Raw genomic sequence first — 16,804 nt, forward strand, 5'->3', positions numbered from 1 at the left:
ACAACATCGTCCGACAGGACTACACCCCTGTAGGAGCGAGCCTGCTCGCGATGGTCGTCAACGATGACGCTGGATGCCTGACACCCCGCGGTGTTCTCAGGTCCATCGCGAGCAAGCTCGCTCCTACAAAGTCTCTAGTCTCATCGGACGTTGGATTACAGGGACCACAGACCTAGCATCAACGGCATTCCCGAGCGACAAAAAAGAGAATTCCCATGCTTGATCCTATGGACTTTCGCGGCAAAGTGGTACTGGTCACCGGCGGTGGCAAAGGCGTCGGGCGTGGCATCAGCCAGCGCTTTCTCGAATGCGGCGCCGAGGTGGTGATCTGCGGTCGCGAAGCCCCACAGACCTTGCCTGCCAGCGGTGGGCGCGAGGCGTTGTTCGTGGCCTGTGACCTGCGCGATGTCGAACAATCCGCAGGCCTGATCGCACAGATCGTCGAGCGCTTCGGCCGCCTCGACGTGCTGGTCAACAACGCCGGAGGCTCGCCGAACGCCGATGCCGCCACGGCCTCGCCGCGCTTCAGCGAAGCGATCATCCGCCTGAACCTGATCGCGCCCCTGAACCTGTGCCAGCAAGCCAATCAGGTGATGCAAGCCCAGGCCGACGGCGGTGCGATCATCAACATCTGCAGCGTCAGCGCCACCCGCCCTTCCCCCGGCACCGCAGCCTATGGCGCGGCCAAGGCCGGGCTGTTGAACCTGACCACTTCACTGGCGGTGGAATGGGCGCCGAAGGTGCGGGTCAACGCCGTGACCGCCGGACTGATTCTCACCGAGCAGGCGGCCATGCATTATGGTGACGATGCCGGTATTGCCCGGGTGGCGGCGACCATCCCGCTGCAACGCCTGGCGACCCCGGAGGACATTGGCGACACCTGCCTGTACCTGGCCTCGAAGCTGGCCCGTTACGTCAGCGGCGCGGATATCGCGGTGCACGGTGCCGGCGAACGCCCGGCGTTTCTCGATGCAGCCCAATCCCATTCATGACAGGAGCCCCGACATGTCCGCAATTGCCAGCCACAGCGTACGACTTGAGCTGTCTCCTCAGGTGGCGTGGGCCAAACTGCGCGACCTGAGCCTGGCCCCGCACTATGTGCCGGGGCTCACCGGTTGCCATTTTCACCCCGGTGCACACGAAGGCGTTGGCGCCAGTCGCCGAGTGCTGCGCAAAGGTGGCCAGTTTTTGGATGAAAGCGTGATGCAATGGCAGGAAGGCACCGGCTTCGAATTGCTTTTACATAAAGGCACCAATGGCTCGCCCTTCCCGTTTCGCGAAGCCACGTTCAGCTATGCCTTGCAGCCCGAAGGCAATGCGACCCGCATCACCCTGCAAATGCGCTACAGCCTGCGCGGTGGCAGGCTGATGGAATTACTTTTGGGAAAAGCCTTCAACAAAGTCGTGCGGCAGATCGCCGAGAACCTCAAGGCCTACTACGAAACCGGCCGGACACAGAATCCGGATATGACGTTGAGCACCTCCAGCATAGATGTCGTTTGACACACCGCCATCGCTGGCAAGCCAGCGCCTACAGGGGATTGCCGCCAAGCACAAATCCCGGGGTCGCCCAATAATCCTGTGGGTGGTTGCAAATACCGGGGTCACCACAAAACCTGTAGGAGCTGGCTTGCCAGCGATGAAGCCGGCACATCCAACATCAATATTGCCCGACACGCCGCCTTCGCGAGCAAGCCCGCTCCCACAGGGGATTGTGGGTGGTTGCAAATACCGGGGTCACCACAAAACCTGTAGGAGCTGGCTTGCCAGCGATGAGGCCGGAACATCCAGCCTCAATGTCGCCTGACACGCCGCCATCACTGGCAAGCCAGCGCCTACAGGGATTGCGGCGGTCGTCAGGAACGCGCCACTTCCGAGTGAGCGGTAAAACGGGTGGCGACGATCTTCCATTGACCGGCAACACGCTGGTAACGGTCCTGATAGAACCCACCCAGCTGCCGCGTCGCCCCGTTCTCGCCATCCAGATTGAAATACCACAAGGCCCAACGGCCCTGGGCCTGGTCCTCGTTCAGCACCTCGATTTCCGGATTGGCACCATGATGCAGATCGATCACCCGTTCATGGCAAGCCAGTTCGCGGTACAGCGCGACAAAACTGTCGCGCTCACGAAAGATCCCCAACGGCCCGTAATCGATCAGCACTTCACCTTCGGCAAAGCAGTCGGCAATCACCTCGACCTGCTTGAGGTCGCAGGCGTTGAGGTAACGATGCTTGAGCTGGCGGATGTCCTCCAGCGCCTCCAGGCGGGCGATACGCTGTTCCAGATTCATGCCGCACCTCGCGCGGTCACGTTGACCTCACTCCAGAAGGCTTTCATCGAGCGGATCTGGCCGTCGACATTGAACTCCATCACGTCGATCACATGCAGCGAGCACGGTTGCCCGCCCCACTCCATGTCGACCCGGAACGGCATCGCGCCGCAACCGTTGAGCGTCGCGCGCACCGGCCCGGTCTGGGTCGCCGAGACGTTCATCGCCCCCAGTCCTTCACGGTAAAAACGCGCGATGGCGTCGATGCCCTGCAATGGCGCCTGGCCGACCGGGTCTTCAACGGTGGCGTCTTTGGCGTAGAGCGCTAGGATGCCGTCGATATCGCCGGCATCCACCAGTTCCACATAACGCGCCATGGTCGCCTGGATTTGTTGTGCGCTGATCATTCAGACCACCTCGAACAAGGCTGCCGCGCCCATGCCGCCACCGATGCACATGCTCACCACCACGTAACGCAAGCCGCGACGCTGGCCTTCAACCAGCGCATGGCCGACCATGCGCGCCCCGGACATGCCGAACGGATGGCCGATGGAAATCGCCCCGCCGTTGACGTTCAGGCGCTCGGCCGGAATGCCCAGGGTGTCGCGGCAGTACAGCACCTGACAGGCGAACGCTTCGTTCAACTCCCAGAGGCCGATGTGGTCCATGGTCAGGCCGTGGCGCTTGAGCAGCTTGGGAATGGCGTAGATCGGGCCGATGCCCATCTCGTCGGAGTTGCAGCCGGCGACCGCCATGCCGCGATAGATCCCCAGCGGTTCAAGGCCACGTTTCTCGGCCATTTTCGCGCTCATCAACACCGAGGCCGACGCACCGTCGGACAACTGCGAGGCATTGCCGGCGGTGATGAAACGCCCCTTTTCGCTCCACTGACCACCCGGCCATACCGGCTCCAGCGCCTTCAGGCTTTGGAGGGTGGTGTCGATGCGGTTGCACTCGTCGCGCAGCAAGGTGACGGTTTCATAACGGGTTTCGCCGGTGGCCTTGTCGAACAGTGCCTTGCGGCTGGCCAGCGGCGCCAGCTCACGGTCGAAGCGCCCGGCACTTTGGGCCTGTGCGGTACGCAGCTGGCTCTGGTAGCTGTATTCGTCCTGCTCGTCGCGGGTAATGCCGTAGCGCGCGGAGACGATCTCGGCGGTTTCGATCATCGGGATATAGGCGTGCGGGTCCAGCTCGATCACCGAACCCGACTGGTTGCGATAGAGATTCTTGTGTTTGTTCTGCACCAGGGAAATCGACTCCAGGCCACCGGCCACGGCGATGTCGATTTCGTCGCACATGATGCCCTTGGCGGCCATGGCGATACTCATCAGGCCCGACGAGCACTGGCGCTCGACGGCCATCCCGGCAACCGATGCCGGCAGGCCGCCGGCAATCGCGCAAAGGCGCCCCAGGTTATAGGACTGCGTACCCTGTTGCGCGGCGGCGCCAATGATCACGTCGTCCACTTCACCTGGCTCGATGCCGGCGCGGCGCACGGCTTCGCGTACCACATGGCCGCCCAGTTGCGGGGCTTCGGTGTCGTTGAAGGCACCGCGAAAGGCCTTGCCGATCGGGGTACGGGCGGTCGAAACGATGACGGCTTCTTTCATGCTGGAATCCTCGAAAATGCTGTTGAAGGTCAGGCCGGGTAATAGCGACTGATGGTGTCGACCACGCAGCCGGGGCGTTCCTCGCCGTCGATTTCGACGCTGACGCGGATGGTCGCCTGCACGCCGCCCTTCACCTCCTCGACCGCGATCAGTTGCGCACTGCCACGCACCCGCGAACCGACGCGCACCACCGAAGGAAAGCGCACCCGCTCGCAGCCGTAATTGACGCCCATGGCCAGGCCACGGACCTCGACGATCTGCGGCAAAAACAGGTTCACCAGCGACAGGCTCAGGTAACCATGGGCAATGCAGGCGCCAAACGGGCCGCTGGCGGCCTTGAGCGGATCGACGTGAATCCACTGGTGATCGCCAGTGGCATCGGCGAATTGGTCGATGCGGTCCTGCTCCAGCAGCAGCCAGTCGCTGGCGCCGAGTGATTCGCCAACGGCCTCGAACAAGGCCATCGGCGTGTCGAAAATACGTGGCATGGTCACGCCCTCTGGCTGGACACCGACAACACTTCGCCGGTCATGTAGGAGCTGTAGTCGCTGGCCAGGAACATCATCACGTTGGCCACTTCCCAGACTTCGGCAGCGCGGCCGAACGCTTCGTTGGCGGCGAGTTGATCGAGTACCGCCTGGGGCGCGGATTTGCGCAGGAAATCGTGCAGGGCAATGCTCGGGCTGACCGCATTGACGCGGATGCCGTAGTCGGCGGCCTCGACCGCTGCGCAGCGGGTCAGGGCCATGACCCCGGCCTTGGCGGCGGCGTAGTGCGCCTGTTCCTTCTGTGCACGCCAGCCCAGCACCGAGGCGTTGTTGACGATCACCCCGGCACGGCGCTCCATCATTTTCGGCAGCATGGCGCGGGTCATGCGCATGGTGCCGGTGAGCGTCACATCGATGACCCGATTCCACTCTTCGTCGGCCATGTCCACCAGCAAGCGCGAGCCGCCAAGCCCGGCGTTGTTGATCAACACATCGACGCCTTGCAGGTCGCGCTCGGCGCAGGCAACCAGTTGCTGCACCTGGGCTTCGTCGGCGACATTGCAGACCTGGCCGAAGACTTGTTGCAGCCCGGTGGTTTCGCGGATTTTCAGCACCGCCTCGGCCAACCGGCCTTCATGGATATCGCTGATCATCAGCGCGCGGCAACCTTCCTCGGCAGCACGCACAGCAGCGGAAAAACCGATCCCGGCCCCCGCCGCCGCGGTGATCAACACCGACTTGCCACGCAGCAGGCCGCGACCTTCAACATATTGAGGTACAGACATGAACTCTCTCCTTTCAGGCGCGCGGACGCGGCTCTTTGGGCATGCCCAGGGCACGCTCGGCGATGATGTTGCGCTGGATTTCGTTGCTGCCGCCGTACAGGGTGTCGGCGCGGCTGAACAGGTACAGCGACTGCAAACGGGTCAACTGATAAGGCCCGGCTTCGAGCAGTTCCGCCTCGGCGCCGAGAACATCCATTGCCAACTTGCCGAGGCTGGCGTGCCAGGTCGACCAGAACAATTTGTAGATGGTCGCCTCTTTGCGCAGCGAACCGTCCTGGCTACCCGAGAGCATGCGCAGCGAGTTGTAGCGCATGATCCGCAGCCCGCTCCAGGCTTCGGCCAGGCGCTGGCGCAGGATCGGGTCGCGGTCGGCGCCATTGGTCTTGGCGATGGCGATGATTTCGTTGAGTTCGTTCTGGAACTGCATCTGCTGGCCAAGAGTCGACACGCCCCGCTCAAAGCCGAGCAGCGCCATGGCGATCTTCCAGCCTTCGCCCGGCGCGCCGATGATGTTGGCGGCGTCGGTGCGGGCATCGTCGAAAAACACTTCGTTGAATTCCGAGGTGCCGGTCAGTTGCTCGATCGGTCGTACGGTAATTTCCGCCTGGGCCATCGGCACCAGCAGGAACGACAGGCCACGATGGCCGACGCTGCCCGGCTCGGTGCGGGCGATGACAAAGCACCAATCCGATTCGTGGGCCAGGGAAGTCCAGACTTTTTGCCCGTTGATCAGCCATTGGCCGGTCGCTTCATCCAGCGTCGCACGGGTCTTGACGTTGGCCAGGTCGGAACCGGCGCCCGGCTCGGAATAGCCCTGGCACCAGAACGACGTACCGCTGACGATCCCCGGCAAAAAGCGCTGTTGCTGTTCGAGCGTGCCGAACGCGGCAATGGTCGGCCCGGCCAGGCCTTCGCCGATATGGCCCATGCGACCGGGGCCGCCAGCGCGGGCATATTCCTCGTGGAAAATAACTTGCTGGGTGATCGACAGGCCACGCCCGCCATGCTCCGGCGCCCAGCCGACGCAGGTCCAGCCGCCTTCGGCGAGTTTGCGTTCCCAGGCTTTGCGTTCCTCGGGAAACATGTGCTCATCGCCTGGACCGCCGCGAAAACGCAGGGCCTCGAACTCACCGCAAAGGTTGGCACTCATCCAGTCGGCGACTTCCTGGCGGAAGCGTTCGTCCTGCTCGCTAAAACTGATTTTCATGGCTGCTCTCCAAGAATCACCGAAGCAATGCGCTCGCGATGCCAGGCCGGTAGCCCGAGGAAACTCTCGCTGGCGCGGGCGCGCTTGAAGTAGAGGTGCGGGTCGTATTCCCAGGTGAAACCGACGCCACCGTGCAACTGGATCGATTCGGACGCGCAGGAGAAATAGGTCTCGGAGCACTGCGCCTTGGCCAGCGCCGCCGCTAGCGGCAGTTCGGCCGCGACCTGCGGATCACCCTGCGGGTCGAGGACTTCCTGGGCCACGCAGGCGGCGTAGTAACTGGCCGAACGCGCGCATTCGACTTGCAGCATCATGTCGGCGGCCCGGTGTTTGAGGGCCTGGAAACTGGCAATCGGGCGACCGAACTGCTGGCGCTCCTGCATGTAGGCCACGCTGAGGTCGAGTACCTGCTGCGCACCGCCGGTCTGCTCGGCGGCCAGGCCGATGCAGGCCAGTTGCAGGACCCGCTCAAGGTGCGACCAGCCGTTGCCGAATTCACCCAGCAGGCAGTCGGCTTCGAGGTACAGGCCCTTGAGCTGGATCCGCGCCTGGCGCCGGGTCTGGTCCATGGTCGGCAGCATCTGCCGCTCGATGCCGGCCCGCTCCGCGCTCACGGCAAACAGGCTGATGCCCTTTTCGCCAGTGCTTGCGGGTTGCCGCGCGGCAATGATCAACAGGTCAGCGCCATGGCCATCGAGCACATGCTTGAGGGTGCCCTCGAGGACAAAGCCGTCGCCCTCGGCCACCACCGTTGCCTGGACGTCGTCGGCGGACCAGCCATTGGCACTGCTGAACGCCAGGGTCGCGGTCACGCTGCCGTCGGCGATCGACGGCAACCAGCGCTGCTTCTGTTCTTCATTCGCGGCCAGCAACAGTGCGGGCGTGGCCATGCAGGCGGTGGCGAAAAACGGTGAGCACAGCAAACGCCGGCCCATCTGTTCCAGCAGGATCGTCAGCTCGACAAAGCCGAGGCCCAGGCCGCCGTAGGTTTCGGGGATATGAATGGCCGGCCAGTACATTTCCTGGCACAGACGCTGCCAGAGGGCTTCGTCGAAACCCCGTTCGCTGACCATCGCCGCGCGCACCGCGGCGGAATCCGAGACATCGGCGAGGAAACCCTCGGCCGATGCGCGGATCATTTCCTGTTCGTCGCTGAATGCAAACTCCATCGCGGCGCCTTCTGCTCGTTTGGCGGGGCGCGCGTGGCGCAACACCCCTTTGAGCATGAAGTTTGGCGCCGCCCGGACGCGGCAGAATCGTTAGCCCTGCCTAGTCCGAACGGGTGATGTGCTGGCGCCTGTGTTCGCCGGCGAAGCCGATCAGCGGCAGTCTCCGCCCATGCGCACCAGCAGCGCTGAACGGTGCGGCTTGAGGTACGGGTTGACTTCACCGACCTGGCACGACGCCAGGTTTTGCAGTTCCGGTGCGAGGGGTTCTTGCACAAACAGCAACCCCGCCGGACGGGACTCTGATTGCAACTGCGCCACCGTCAGCGGCGCCACCGGCCGGCCCATGTAGTAGACCAGGCGGATATCCGGCTCACCGAGGGTATAAGCCTTCTGCCCCGGCTGCCCATCGGCCAGCGTGGCCACCTGCTCAAGACCACCGAACCGGTGCGACAAAACCCGTGCTTCGACGAACATGTAGAACACCACGAACCCGGCCAGCATCACGTAGGGCACAACGGCCAGGACCGTGCGCCAGCGCCCCTTCAGATCATCGAGCAGCGCCGACCAGTGCATCGCCAGCAGTAACGCCAAGGACGGATAAACCGGCAACAGGTACTTGCCATGCTTTTCAGTGAACAGGGAAAACACCAGCAGCGGCAACAGGCTGCAGCACAGCAACATGCCGGCCTCGCGGCGCGAGCGGATCATTGCCCAGAACTTGCGTGGCTGCACAAACACGATCAGCCAGAACGGGAAGAAATCACCGGCCAGGTACAGCAGGTAGGCGTACCAGGCCTCGGCGCCCTGCCCGTCGATCTTCTTCACGATGTCTTCGCTGATGATCGAGGCCCAGATGCCCCAGCCCTGACTCATCGACACCGCCACGTACCAGGAACTGCCCAGCACTACGGCGATCAGCCAGCCCCAACCGTCGCACAGGTAAGCCTTGGCCCGGGCGTCGCGGTAGATCAGGGCATAGGCCAGGATCGGTGCCGTCACCCACAACAGGCAAACAGGTCCTTTGGTCAGCAACGCGCACCCAAGCAGCACGTAGCTCAGCCGACTCCACAAAGCCCGGCCTTGCAGGAAAATGAACTGCCAGGCCGCCAGCAGTGCGCCGAAGCACAGCAGGGTCAACAGCATCTCGATTTCCGAGCGCCGTGCGAACAGGCTGAAGGCACCGTTTGCGGCCAGGAACACCACGGCGAACAAACCGACCTGCCGCCCCGCCTGCCGAACGCCGTACAGATAGGTGCCAACGCAGCACAAGGCGGCAGCCAGCGCCGAAGGCAGGCGCACGCTCCACTCGGACAAGCTGCCCAGCACCGCGGTCGAAACCAGGCCGGCCCAATAGAAAAACGGCGGCTTGGACAAGTACAAGTCGCCGTTCATATAAGGCAGCAGCCAACTCCCTGCCTCGCGCATTTCGCGCACGGTCACGGCGCGGCGGGCCTCGTTGACACTGAGGAATGGCACGCTGCCCAGCCCCCAGAAAAACAGCAACGCAACCGCGATAACCACGAGCAACGTAATATTTCGGGTCGATAACGATCCGCGCATGACCTACTCCTTCAGGCTTTTGCTTTTGGCGATCAACTGCAGGTTGCGAAAATAGACCAGGGAGCCAAAGGCCTGCCCGGCGATGAACACAGGATCTTCGCGGTAAATGGCGTAGGCCAGCAGCAAGGTGCTGCCGACGATGCTCAGGTACCAGAAGCTCACCGGGATTACGCTGCGTTTCTTGTACTCGCTGTACAGCCACTGCAAGACGAAACGCCCGGTAAAGGCGATCTGGCCGACAAAACCGACGATCAGCCACAAGGCTTCGCGGGAGAGATTCATCCTTCGATCTCCTGGGCAATGGTGTTCAGGCGCGTGCGCTTGATCAGCCACCAGACACCGAACAAATCGAGAATGCCGACCAGCGCGCGGTCGAGGTTGCCGTACTTCGACACCCCGGCCGTGCGTGGCCGGTGGTTGACCGGGTGGACGATCATGCGCCCGTTATGGCGCTGGATCAGCGCCGGAATGTAGCGATGCATGTGGTCGAAGTACGGCAGGCGCAAGAACGCCGCGCGCTCGATCAGCTTCAGGCCGCAACCGGTGTCCGGGGTGGCGTCCTTGAGCAGGCGCTGGCGCAGGTTGTTGGCGAACCGCGAGGCGTAGCGTTTGCTCGCGGTGTCGCGGCGATTGACCCGGTGCCCGGCGACCAGTTGCACATCGACCTTGCCCGGTTCGCCGCGCACCAGCGCGAGCATGCCGGGAATGTCCGCCGGGTCGTTCTGGCCGTCGCCATCGAGGGTCGCCAGCCACTGCCCACGGGCTTCACGGGCGGCGTGGTACAGCGAAGTGCTCTGACCCAGCGAACGTTCGTGATGGAGGATGCGCAGGGTGTTCAAGCCGTTTTGGCGAATCTGCCGCAGTTCATGCAGGGTCGCGTCGGTGCTGCCATCGTCGACCACGATGATTTCGTACGACTCAGCGGCCAGCGCCACACTTATTTCTTCAAGCAATGGCTTGAGGTTGTTCGCTTCGTTCTTGGCGGGAATCAGTACGGATACAAAAATGTCTTGGTTCATGGAGTCTCTCGCCTTTATTGGATTTCTTTTATCAGAGGCGAATGAAGGTGTAGTACACCGGCCGACTCGATGCAGGGTTCAGCTTTTCAGGGCGCTGGTGCCAACGAAATTCAGTCAATACAGCCGCGCTCGCGCGGCACGCATACGGTGCCCGGCCAATTGTAAAAATGGCGTTAACATTTCATGCGCTTTTTGTCCTTTCGCGCGGTGGAGCAACGAATTCGGTTGCCATTGGCGCCTGCCAATCTAAAGTGCATCCACGCGAGAGAAAATCATGAACCGGGTAAGGACGCACAACCATGAGCACTGAACAAGAGACGACCTTCGACGAGCCGCGGCTCAACAGTACGGAAATCCGCATTCTGGGTTCGTTGATCGAGAAAAAGGCCACCAGCCCGGAAACCTATCCCCTGACCCTCAATGCCCTGGTGATTGCCTGCAACCAGAAAACCAGCCGCGAACCTGTGATGAACCTGACGCCGGGCCAGGTCGGCCAGAGCCTGCGCGCGCTCGAAGGACGCGGCTTCACCAGGCTGGTGATGGGCAGCCGCGCCGACCGCTGGGAACACAAGGTCGACAAGGCCCTGGAACTGGTGCCGGCGCAGGTGATCCTGACCGGGCTGATGTTTTTGCGCGGCCCGCAGACCGTCAATGAACTGCTGACCCGCAGCGGCCGCATGCATGAGTTCGAAGACGCCGAACAGGTCGTGCATCAACTCGAACGCCTGATTGCCCGGGGCTTGGCCGTGCTGATTCCACGTCAGGCCGGCCAGCGCGAAGACCGCTATAGCCACGCCTTGGGCGACCCGGCGGATATCGAAGCGATCATGGCCGCGCGGCAAAACCCGTCCGAACGCGGTAGCAGTGGGGTTTCGGTTGAACGCATCGAAGAGCTGGAAGCACGGATTGCGGCGCTGGAAGAAAGGCTGGCCCGGCTGGAATAGCCTGGATGTTTGCCTGGCACAAAACCTGTAGGCGCGAGCTTATGTGGCGAGGGGGCTTGCCCCCGTTGGGTCGCGAAGCGGCCCCAAAAAATGGGACTGCTGCGCAGTCCAACGGGGGCAAGCCCCCTCGCCACAAAGTAACCGCCATCCTGTACCGCTACTCGCCGTCCCAGTAATCCACCCCATCGGCCTGCCGGGCCACCGCAACAAAGCCTGACGCATTACCCTCGGCATCGACCTTGAAGTCATCCATCACGGCATATTTGCCGGAGTCCGGGTACTCACAGATCTCCGGCGATTTCTGGGTGCTGACGGCCAGGTAGCGCAACTCGCCGTTGCTGGTATTGATGATCTGATGGGCCTTTTCAGGCCCGCCCGGTGGACAGGCGATCACATCACCGGCGCGGATTGGAAAGCGTTCGGCCCCCAGGCGAACCTCCCCTTCCCCGGCCACGACGTAGAACATTTCCTCATTGACCCGATGGCTGTGAAACGGGCTGCCACGCATGCCCGGCTCCAGCACATACAGGCGATAACCCAGCTTTTGCGCCCCCAGTTGCTGACCGACACGGGCCAGGCGCTGCTGATAGCGACCGGCGGTTTCACCGGTCGGCGCAAACGCTTCGGGCAGCGGTTCAAGCTCGACCGAGTTCAAATTGAGAATGGGGGGATGCATGGCCACCTCCTAGCTGCGGGCAAATGCCACGGCCTTGTGGAATTGCTCATCCGTCGGCCGCACTCCGGTATAGAGCACAAATTGCTCCAGCGCCTGGATCGCGATCACTTCCAGCCCGGTGATGACCCGTTTGCCTTCGGCACGAGCACGCACGATCAATGGTGTTTCCGAGGGAATCGCCACCACATCGAACACAGTTTGCGCTTTTTCGATCACGTCAGGCGCAAAGGCCAGTTGCTCTGCCTCCGGCCCTCCCGTCATGCCGATCGGCGTGACGTTGACCAGCATCTGCGGGCGACGACTCCCCAGCTCCAGCTGCCACTCATACCCCAATGACTGCGCCAGCGCCTGCCCGGCGCGCTCATTACGGGCCACGATCAGGCCGTTTTCGTAGCCGCCATCGCGCAAGGCGCTCGCCACGGCCTTGGCCATGCCGCCGCTGCCGCGCAGGGCAAAGGTCGAGTCCCTGGGCACCTGGTGTTTTTCCAACAACTGGGCAACGGCGATGTAATCGGTGTTGTAGGCCTTGAGATGACCCTCGGTGTTGACGATGGTGTTGATCGATTGAATGGCGGCGGCAGAGGCGTCGAGTTCATCCACCAGGGCAATGCAGGCTTCCTTGAACGGCATCGACACGCCACAGCCACGAATCCGCAGGGCGCGAATGCCGGCAACTGCGCCCGTCAGGTCCTGGCTGGCAAAGGCCTTGTAGTAAAAATTCAGGCCCAATTGTTCATACAGATGATTGTGAAAACGCAGACCAAAGTTCCCGGGACGCCCTGAGAGGGACATGCACAGCTGGGTGTCTTTGTTGGGGTTCATCTGCATGGGAAAGCTCCTTCAAATGCACTTTTCGGATGGACGGGATTAGCCCTCCATCGGGTTCTGATCGATCATATAAGCCTGATTACATGGGCTTACACAGGTCGGTAAGAAAGTCGGTACAGACCTTACACAAAATTTACCCAACGGCCGTGCCGATTTTCAAAAAAACGCTGTCTTAGAAGTATCCCCGCGACAATCCCTGGGTCTATCGCAGACACAGGCGCCGGGTTGAAGAACCGAGGAACTATCATGATCCGTAAAATCCCCACAGTAGCCTTGCTGATCGGCGCCCTCGCTATCGCAGGACAGGCGCAAGCCCATGGTGGTGGTAATTACTGGCAGGGCCCAGCGGTGTTTGGCGCAATCGTCGGTACTGCCATTGTTGGCTCGGCTCTGATCAACGCCAACCGCCCGGTCTATGTCGCGCCGCAACCGGTCTACGCAGCACCGCCTCCGGTCTATTACGCACCACCGCCGCCGGTCTACTACCAGCCGGCCCCGGTCTACGTGCAACAACCGATCTACTACCGCCCGGCGCCGGTGTACTACGGACCACCCCGTGGCTACTACGGTCCGCCGCGCGGCTACTACGGCCCTCACTACGGCCGCTGGTAAGAACTCATATAGCCCCGCTGATACAGCGGGGCTTTTTTTCGGGCTTTCATTGGTTCAAAGGCCACGCAATCTCCTGTAGGAGCCGGCTTGCTGGCGATGGTCGTTAACGATAACGCGTGTGATCCAGATAAACGCGGTGTGTTTGAGTCCCTCGCCAGCAAGCCGGCTCCTACAGGGTTTGCCTGAAGAATGTTTTTTTATGCCGTCTGTCGGTATAGGTCTGGATAAATCTCGCCAAGGTCGCTATCGGGACAGTGCGCGTGGCGAAAATTGGCAAGATGGACTCGACCGGTTTTCTGCCGTGCGGCATTAAACGGTCATATTTTTGTCATGACAGTTGCGCAAGCTCGCTGCTGTCCGTCGAAAACAGGTTGATAACAACAAGGACGACCACATGCCAACGCAAAACCCGCACCGCATCGTCGGTCTGTGCACCTCCAGCAAGGTCTACAACGCACTGACCGAACTCAAGCACCTGGAAGGTCATCGCAGCGCCAAGTTTCTCTCGCTGCTGACGCAAAGCCTGGTGCGCAAGGGCCTGCTCAACGAGCAGGAAGTGGTTCATATGCTCGATCAGGTGGTCAGCTGACCGACCAACGGTCGTTTGCCCCCGCTGGCATCAATGACCACTATTGAGAGCGTTAATTACCCCTCACGGCACCCGGACCTTAAAGTAGCTCCACAGATTGATGGAGGTACTTGTCATGTCCAAGGTTCAGATCATGTCCGTTATCGGCAGCGCCGTCCCTGCACAGCTCAGGGAGTTGGGCATGCTTGCTTGCTGGTACCTGGTGCAGGACGGTGTGCAGATCAGCGGTCCGCTCACCTCGCTGCCCGCCGCCCAGGAACTGTCGCAACGCCTCGGCACCGGCCAGCCTGGCCGACTGAGCGCCTAAGGCAGCTGCACCCGCGGTTTGGTTTCAATGAAAATGGCCCAGCTCGACATGAACAGGGCCGCGATCAACGGCCCGATGACAAAACCGTTCAGCCCGAAAATCGCCAGGCCGCCGAGGGTCGAGACCAGGATCATGTAATCCGGCATCCTGGTGTCCTTGCCCACCAGCAATGGCCTGAGCAGGTTGTCCACCAGCCCGATCACGAACACGCCGAACAATCCCAGCACCACGCCCTGCCAGATCGCCCCGGTCAGCAGGAAAAACGCCGCCACCGGCACCCAGACTATTCCCGCCCCCACCGCCGGCAGCAGCGACAGAAACGCCATCAACACCGCCCAGAGCAATACGCTGTGGATGTCCAGAAACCAGAACATCAGACCGCCCAGCGCGCCTTGCGTAATGGCCACCAACAGGTTGCCTTTCACCGTAGCCCGCACCACACGATTGAACTTGAGCTGCAAACGGCGTTTCTGCTGTTCCTGCAACGGCACCGCTGTGCGCACCTTGCGCGCCAGTTCCGAACCGTCGCGCAGGAAGAAGAACAGCAGGTACAGCATGATGAAAAAACTGACGACGAACTCGAAGGTGCCCTGGCCAAAAATGAACGCCTGAGCGGCCAGGTCCTGACCGCCGGTCATCGCGCTTTTGACGATTTTCTCCCGTAGCCCATTCAACTCGCCCATGCCGAAGCGATCCAGCAGGTGCTGGAAATACGGCGGCAGGCTGTGCTTGAACTGCGACACGTACCCGGCAATGTCGAGCTCGCCGCTCTCGATGCTTTTGTAGAGCGTCACACCCTCCTGAACCAGCAAGGCGCTGATGATGATCACCGGCAGAATCGCAATCACCAGGCAAATGCTCAATGTGCACAGCGACGTGAGGTTGCGTTGCCAGCCAAACTTCAGTTGCAACCGGGTTTGCAGCGGCGCAAAGAGGATGCCGAGGATCACCGCCCAGAACACCGCGCCGTAAAACGGCAGCAGGATCCAGATGAAGGCGGCGCTCACCAGCACCAGCAAAACCGTCAGCGATCTGTCTTGCAGGGTCGTTTCTTTCATGTCCGGTCCGTGCCAGCGAGGGCGAAAAACTTCCGCCCTGATGTTTAGTCCGCTACGGCTCGCGCGAGTGCCATGGCTTTGTTGAACAAACATGGATCCAGGTCAATAAACCCTCGCCACCGACGATTTACCCTGTGCGGCTTTTGCGACCGACACCGCCATGACCCTCTCCGTGCCAGAACTGCTCGCCCCCGCCGGCACCCTGAAAAACATGCGTTATGCCTTCGCCTACGGCGCCGATGCCGTGTACGCCGGCCAGCCGCGCTACAGCCTGCGGGTGCGCAACAACGAATTCGACCATGCCAACCTGGCCCTCGGCATTCGCGAAGCCCAGGCCCGGGGCAAGCGCTTTTACGTGGTGGTGAACATCGCGCCGCACAACGCCAAGCTCAAGACCTTCCTCAAGGACCTTGAACCGGTGATCGCCATGGCCCCGGATGCGCTGATCATGTCCGACCCCGGCCTGATCATGCTGGTGCGCCGGCACTACCCGCAGATGCCGATCCATCTTTCGGTACAGGCCAATACGGTGAACTGGGCGAGTGTCGAATTCTGGCAGCAACAAGGCCTGAGCCGGATCATCCTGTCGCGGGAGTTGTCGCTGGAAGAGATTGCCGAGATTCGCGAGCAGGTGCCCGCCATGGAACTGGAAGTGTTCGTGCATGGCGCGTTGTGCATGGCCTACTCCGGGCGCTGCCTGCTGTCGGGCTACATGAACCGGCGCGATGCCAATCAGGGCAGTTGCACCAACGCTTGCCGCTGGAAATATTCGGCGCAACCGGCCATGGAAAACCAGCTCGGCGAAATCGTCCAGTCATTCGACCCCGAGCCGACCCTGGGCATTGGTGCGCCCACCGATCAGGTGTTCCTGTTGCAGGAAGCCAATCGTCCCGACGAACAGATGCCGGCCTTCGAAGACGAACACGGCACTTACATCATGAACGCCAAGGACCTGCGCGCCGTGCAGCACGTCGAGCGCCTGACGCACATGGGCGTGCACTCGCTGAAAATCGAAGGCCGGACCAAATCGCACTTTTATTGCGCGCGAACCACCCAGGTGTATCGCCGCGCCATCGACGACGCGGTGGCGGGCCGGGCCTTCGACCGCGGCCTGATGACCGACCTGGAATCCCTCGCCCAGCGCGGCTACACCGAAGGTTTTCTGCGCCGGCATGTGCATGACGAATACCAGAACTACCAGAACGGCAGCTCGGTGTCGGAGCGGCAACAGTTTGTCGGTGAACTGAGCGGCCAGCGCCGGGATCGCCTGGCCGAGGTCAAGGTGAAAAACCGCTTCGGCCTGGGCGACCACATGGAACTGATGACGCCCAAGGGCAACTTCCACTTCGACCTGCATCAGTTGCAAAACGCCAAGGGTGAAGCGATCGAGGTTGCACCGGGGGATGGGCATACGGTGTATTTGCCGATACCGGATGCGGTGGATTTAGGTTTTGGCCTGCTAATGCGAGATATCAACATGCCGTAACCCCTGTGGGAGCGGGCTTGCTCGCGAAGGGGGCGGCACATTCAACAACAATGTCGCCTGACTCTCCGTCATCGCTGGCAAGCCAGCTCCTATGTATGGACTCGCCCCCACTGTCTACCCGCTTTTGAAAAACCGCTGCCCCGTTGCATCTATGTATTAGGCCTATTCGTGGAAGCCGTCTTCGGCTTCTGGCCAA

Annotated in this window: 20 protein-coding genes; 7 read left to right on the forward strand and 13 right to left on the reverse strand. The window is 61.7% G+C overall.

Annotation, left to right across the window (positions count from 1 at the left end; all coding sequences use genetic code 11):
• Window positions 1–215 precede the first annotated feature (215 nt).
• Both KGA88_RS22665 and KGA88_RS22670 read left to right on the forward strand, forming a co-directional pair.
• On the forward strand, window positions 216–992 hold the full coding sequence (locus tag KGA88_RS22665) for an SDR family oxidoreductase (protein ID WP_223594404.1): 777 nt from the start codon (window positions 216–218) through the stop codon (window positions 990–992).
• Window positions 993–1,005: 13 nt separating this feature from the next.
• Window positions 1,006–1,503 (forward strand): SRPBCC family protein, encoded by a 498-nt coding sequence (locus tag KGA88_RS22670; RefSeq protein WP_223594406.1) that lies wholly within the window; start codon window positions 1,006–1,008, stop codon window positions 1,501–1,503.
• A gap of 353 nt (window positions 1,504–1,856) precedes the next feature.
• On the opposite strand, the gene KGA88_RS22675 is transcribed toward KGA88_RS22670, so the two are convergent.
• The 10 genes from KGA88_RS22675 to KGA88_RS22720 form a co-directional block, all read right to left on the reverse strand.
• Window positions 1,857–2,291 carry a nuclear transport factor 2 family protein gene (locus tag KGA88_RS22675; RefSeq protein WP_223594408.1) on the reverse strand — a complete coding sequence of 145 codons (435 nt, stop codon included), beginning with the start codon at window positions 2,289–2,291 and terminating at the stop codon, window positions 1,857–1,859.
• A complete protein-coding gene (locus KGA88_RS22680; protein WP_110660508.1) occupies window positions 2,288–2,677 on the reverse strand; it encodes a steroid Delta-isomerase in 390 nt (129 codons plus the stop codon). Before KGA88_RS22680 ends, KGA88_RS22675 begins: the two co-directional genes overlap by 4 nt.
• Window positions 2,678–3,880 (reverse strand): acetyl-CoA C-acyltransferase, encoded by a 1,203-nt coding sequence (locus KGA88_RS22685; RefSeq protein ID WP_110660507.1) that lies wholly within the window; start codon window positions 3,878–3,880, stop codon window positions 2,678–2,680.
• 29 nt (window positions 3,881–3,909) lie between these two features.
• Complete coding sequence (locus KGA88_RS22690) at window positions 3,910–4,368, reverse strand: MaoC family dehydratase (RefSeq protein ID WP_110660506.1); 459 nt, start codon at window positions 4,366–4,368, stop codon at window positions 3,910–3,912.
• 2 nt (window positions 4,369–4,370) lie between these two features.
• Entirely contained in the window at window positions 4,371–5,153 is a 783-nt protein-coding gene (locus KGA88_RS22695; RefSeq protein ID WP_110660505.1) for an SDR family oxidoreductase, read from the reverse strand.
• Window positions 5,154–5,166: 13 nt separating this feature from the next.
• Window positions 5,167–6,360 carry an acyl-CoA dehydrogenase family protein gene (locus tag KGA88_RS22700; protein ID WP_223594409.1) on the reverse strand — a complete coding sequence of 398 codons (1,194 nt, stop codon included), beginning with the start codon at window positions 6,358–6,360 and terminating at the stop codon, window positions 5,167–5,169.
• Entirely contained in the window at window positions 6,357–7,529 is a 1,173-nt protein-coding gene (locus KGA88_RS22705) for an acyl-CoA dehydrogenase family protein (RefSeq protein ID WP_223594410.1), read from the reverse strand. Before KGA88_RS22705 ends, KGA88_RS22700 begins: the two co-directional genes overlap by 4 nt.
• 150 nt (window positions 7,530–7,679) lie before the next feature.
• Complete coding sequence (locus tag KGA88_RS22710; protein ID WP_223594411.1) at window positions 7,680–9,089, reverse strand: ArnT family glycosyltransferase; 1,410 nt, start codon at window positions 9,087–9,089, stop codon at window positions 7,680–7,682.
• A 3-nt stretch (window positions 9,090–9,092) separates the two neighbouring features.
• Window positions 9,093–9,371: a lipid-A-disaccharide synthase N-terminal domain-containing protein gene (locus KGA88_RS22715; RefSeq protein WP_110660501.1), complete on the reverse strand. Its 279-nt coding sequence runs from the start codon at window positions 9,369–9,371 to the stop codon at window positions 9,093–9,095.
• Entirely contained in the window at window positions 9,368–10,108 is a 741-nt protein-coding gene (locus tag KGA88_RS22720; RefSeq protein ID WP_110660500.1) for a glycosyltransferase family 2 protein, read from the reverse strand. Before KGA88_RS22720 ends, KGA88_RS22715 begins: the two co-directional genes overlap by 4 nt.
• A 299-nt stretch (window positions 10,109–10,407) precedes the next feature.
• On the opposite strand from KGA88_RS22720, the gene KGA88_RS22725 reads away from it, so the two are divergent.
• Window positions 10,408–11,052 (forward strand): YceH family protein, encoded by a 645-nt coding sequence (locus tag KGA88_RS22725; RefSeq protein ID WP_223594412.1) that lies wholly within the window; start codon window positions 10,408–10,410, stop codon window positions 11,050–11,052.
• 157 nt (window positions 11,053–11,209) lie between these two features.
• Here KGA88_RS22725 and KGA88_RS22730 read toward each other — a convergent pair whose 3' ends face one another.
• Both KGA88_RS22730 and KGA88_RS22735 read right to left on the reverse strand, forming a co-directional pair.
• On the reverse strand, window positions 11,210–11,728 hold the full coding sequence (locus KGA88_RS22730; RefSeq protein WP_223594413.1) for a cupin domain-containing protein: 519 nt from the start codon (window positions 11,726–11,728) through the stop codon (window positions 11,210–11,212).
• A gap of 9 nt (window positions 11,729–11,737) precedes the next feature.
• A complete protein-coding gene (locus tag KGA88_RS22735; RefSeq protein WP_223594415.1) occupies window positions 11,738–12,556 on the reverse strand; it encodes a shikimate 5-dehydrogenase in 819 nt (272 codons plus the stop codon).
• A 246-nt stretch (window positions 12,557–12,802) separates the two neighbouring features.
• Between KGA88_RS22735 and KGA88_RS22740 the strand changes: the two genes are divergently transcribed.
• From KGA88_RS22740 to KGA88_RS22750, 3 genes are all read left to right on the forward strand, one after another.
• Window positions 12,803–13,168, forward strand: a complete 366-nt coding sequence (locus tag KGA88_RS22740; RefSeq protein WP_103395354.1) for a hypothetical protein — start codon at window positions 12,803–12,805, stop codon at window positions 13,166–13,168.
• Between the two features lie 394 nt (window positions 13,169–13,562).
• Window positions 13,563–13,757, forward strand: coding sequence for a hypothetical protein (locus KGA88_RS22745; RefSeq protein WP_008052996.1), 195 nt, complete (start codon window positions 13,563–13,565; stop codon window positions 13,755–13,757).
• 115 nt (window positions 13,758–13,872) lie between these two features.
• Complete coding sequence (locus KGA88_RS22750; protein WP_223594417.1) at window positions 13,873–14,064, forward strand: hypothetical protein; 192 nt, start codon at window positions 13,873–13,875, stop codon at window positions 14,062–14,064.
• On the opposite strand, the gene KGA88_RS22755 is transcribed toward KGA88_RS22750, so the two are convergent.
• Complete coding sequence (locus tag KGA88_RS22755) at window positions 14,061–15,122, reverse strand: AI-2E family transporter (RefSeq protein WP_223594419.1); 1,062 nt, start codon at window positions 15,120–15,122, stop codon at window positions 14,061–14,063. The two genes, KGA88_RS22750 and KGA88_RS22755, sit on opposite strands and share 4 nt — an antisense overlap.
• A 160-nt stretch (window positions 15,123–15,282) precedes the next feature.
• Between KGA88_RS22755 and yegQ the strand changes: the two genes are divergently transcribed.
• Window positions 15,283–16,608 carry a tRNA 5-hydroxyuridine modification protein YegQ gene (gene yegQ, locus KGA88_RS22760; RefSeq protein WP_223594420.1) on the forward strand — a complete coding sequence of 442 codons (1,326 nt, stop codon included), beginning with the start codon at window positions 15,283–15,285 and terminating at the stop codon, window positions 16,606–16,608.
• The last annotated feature ends 196 nt before the right edge of the window (window positions 16,609–16,804 follow it).

The sequence above is a fragment of the Pseudomonas sp. A-R-19 genome (assembly GCF_019956575.1).
Taxonomy (GTDB): Bacteria; Pseudomonadota; Gammaproteobacteria; order Pseudomonadales; family Pseudomonadaceae; genus Aquipseudomonas.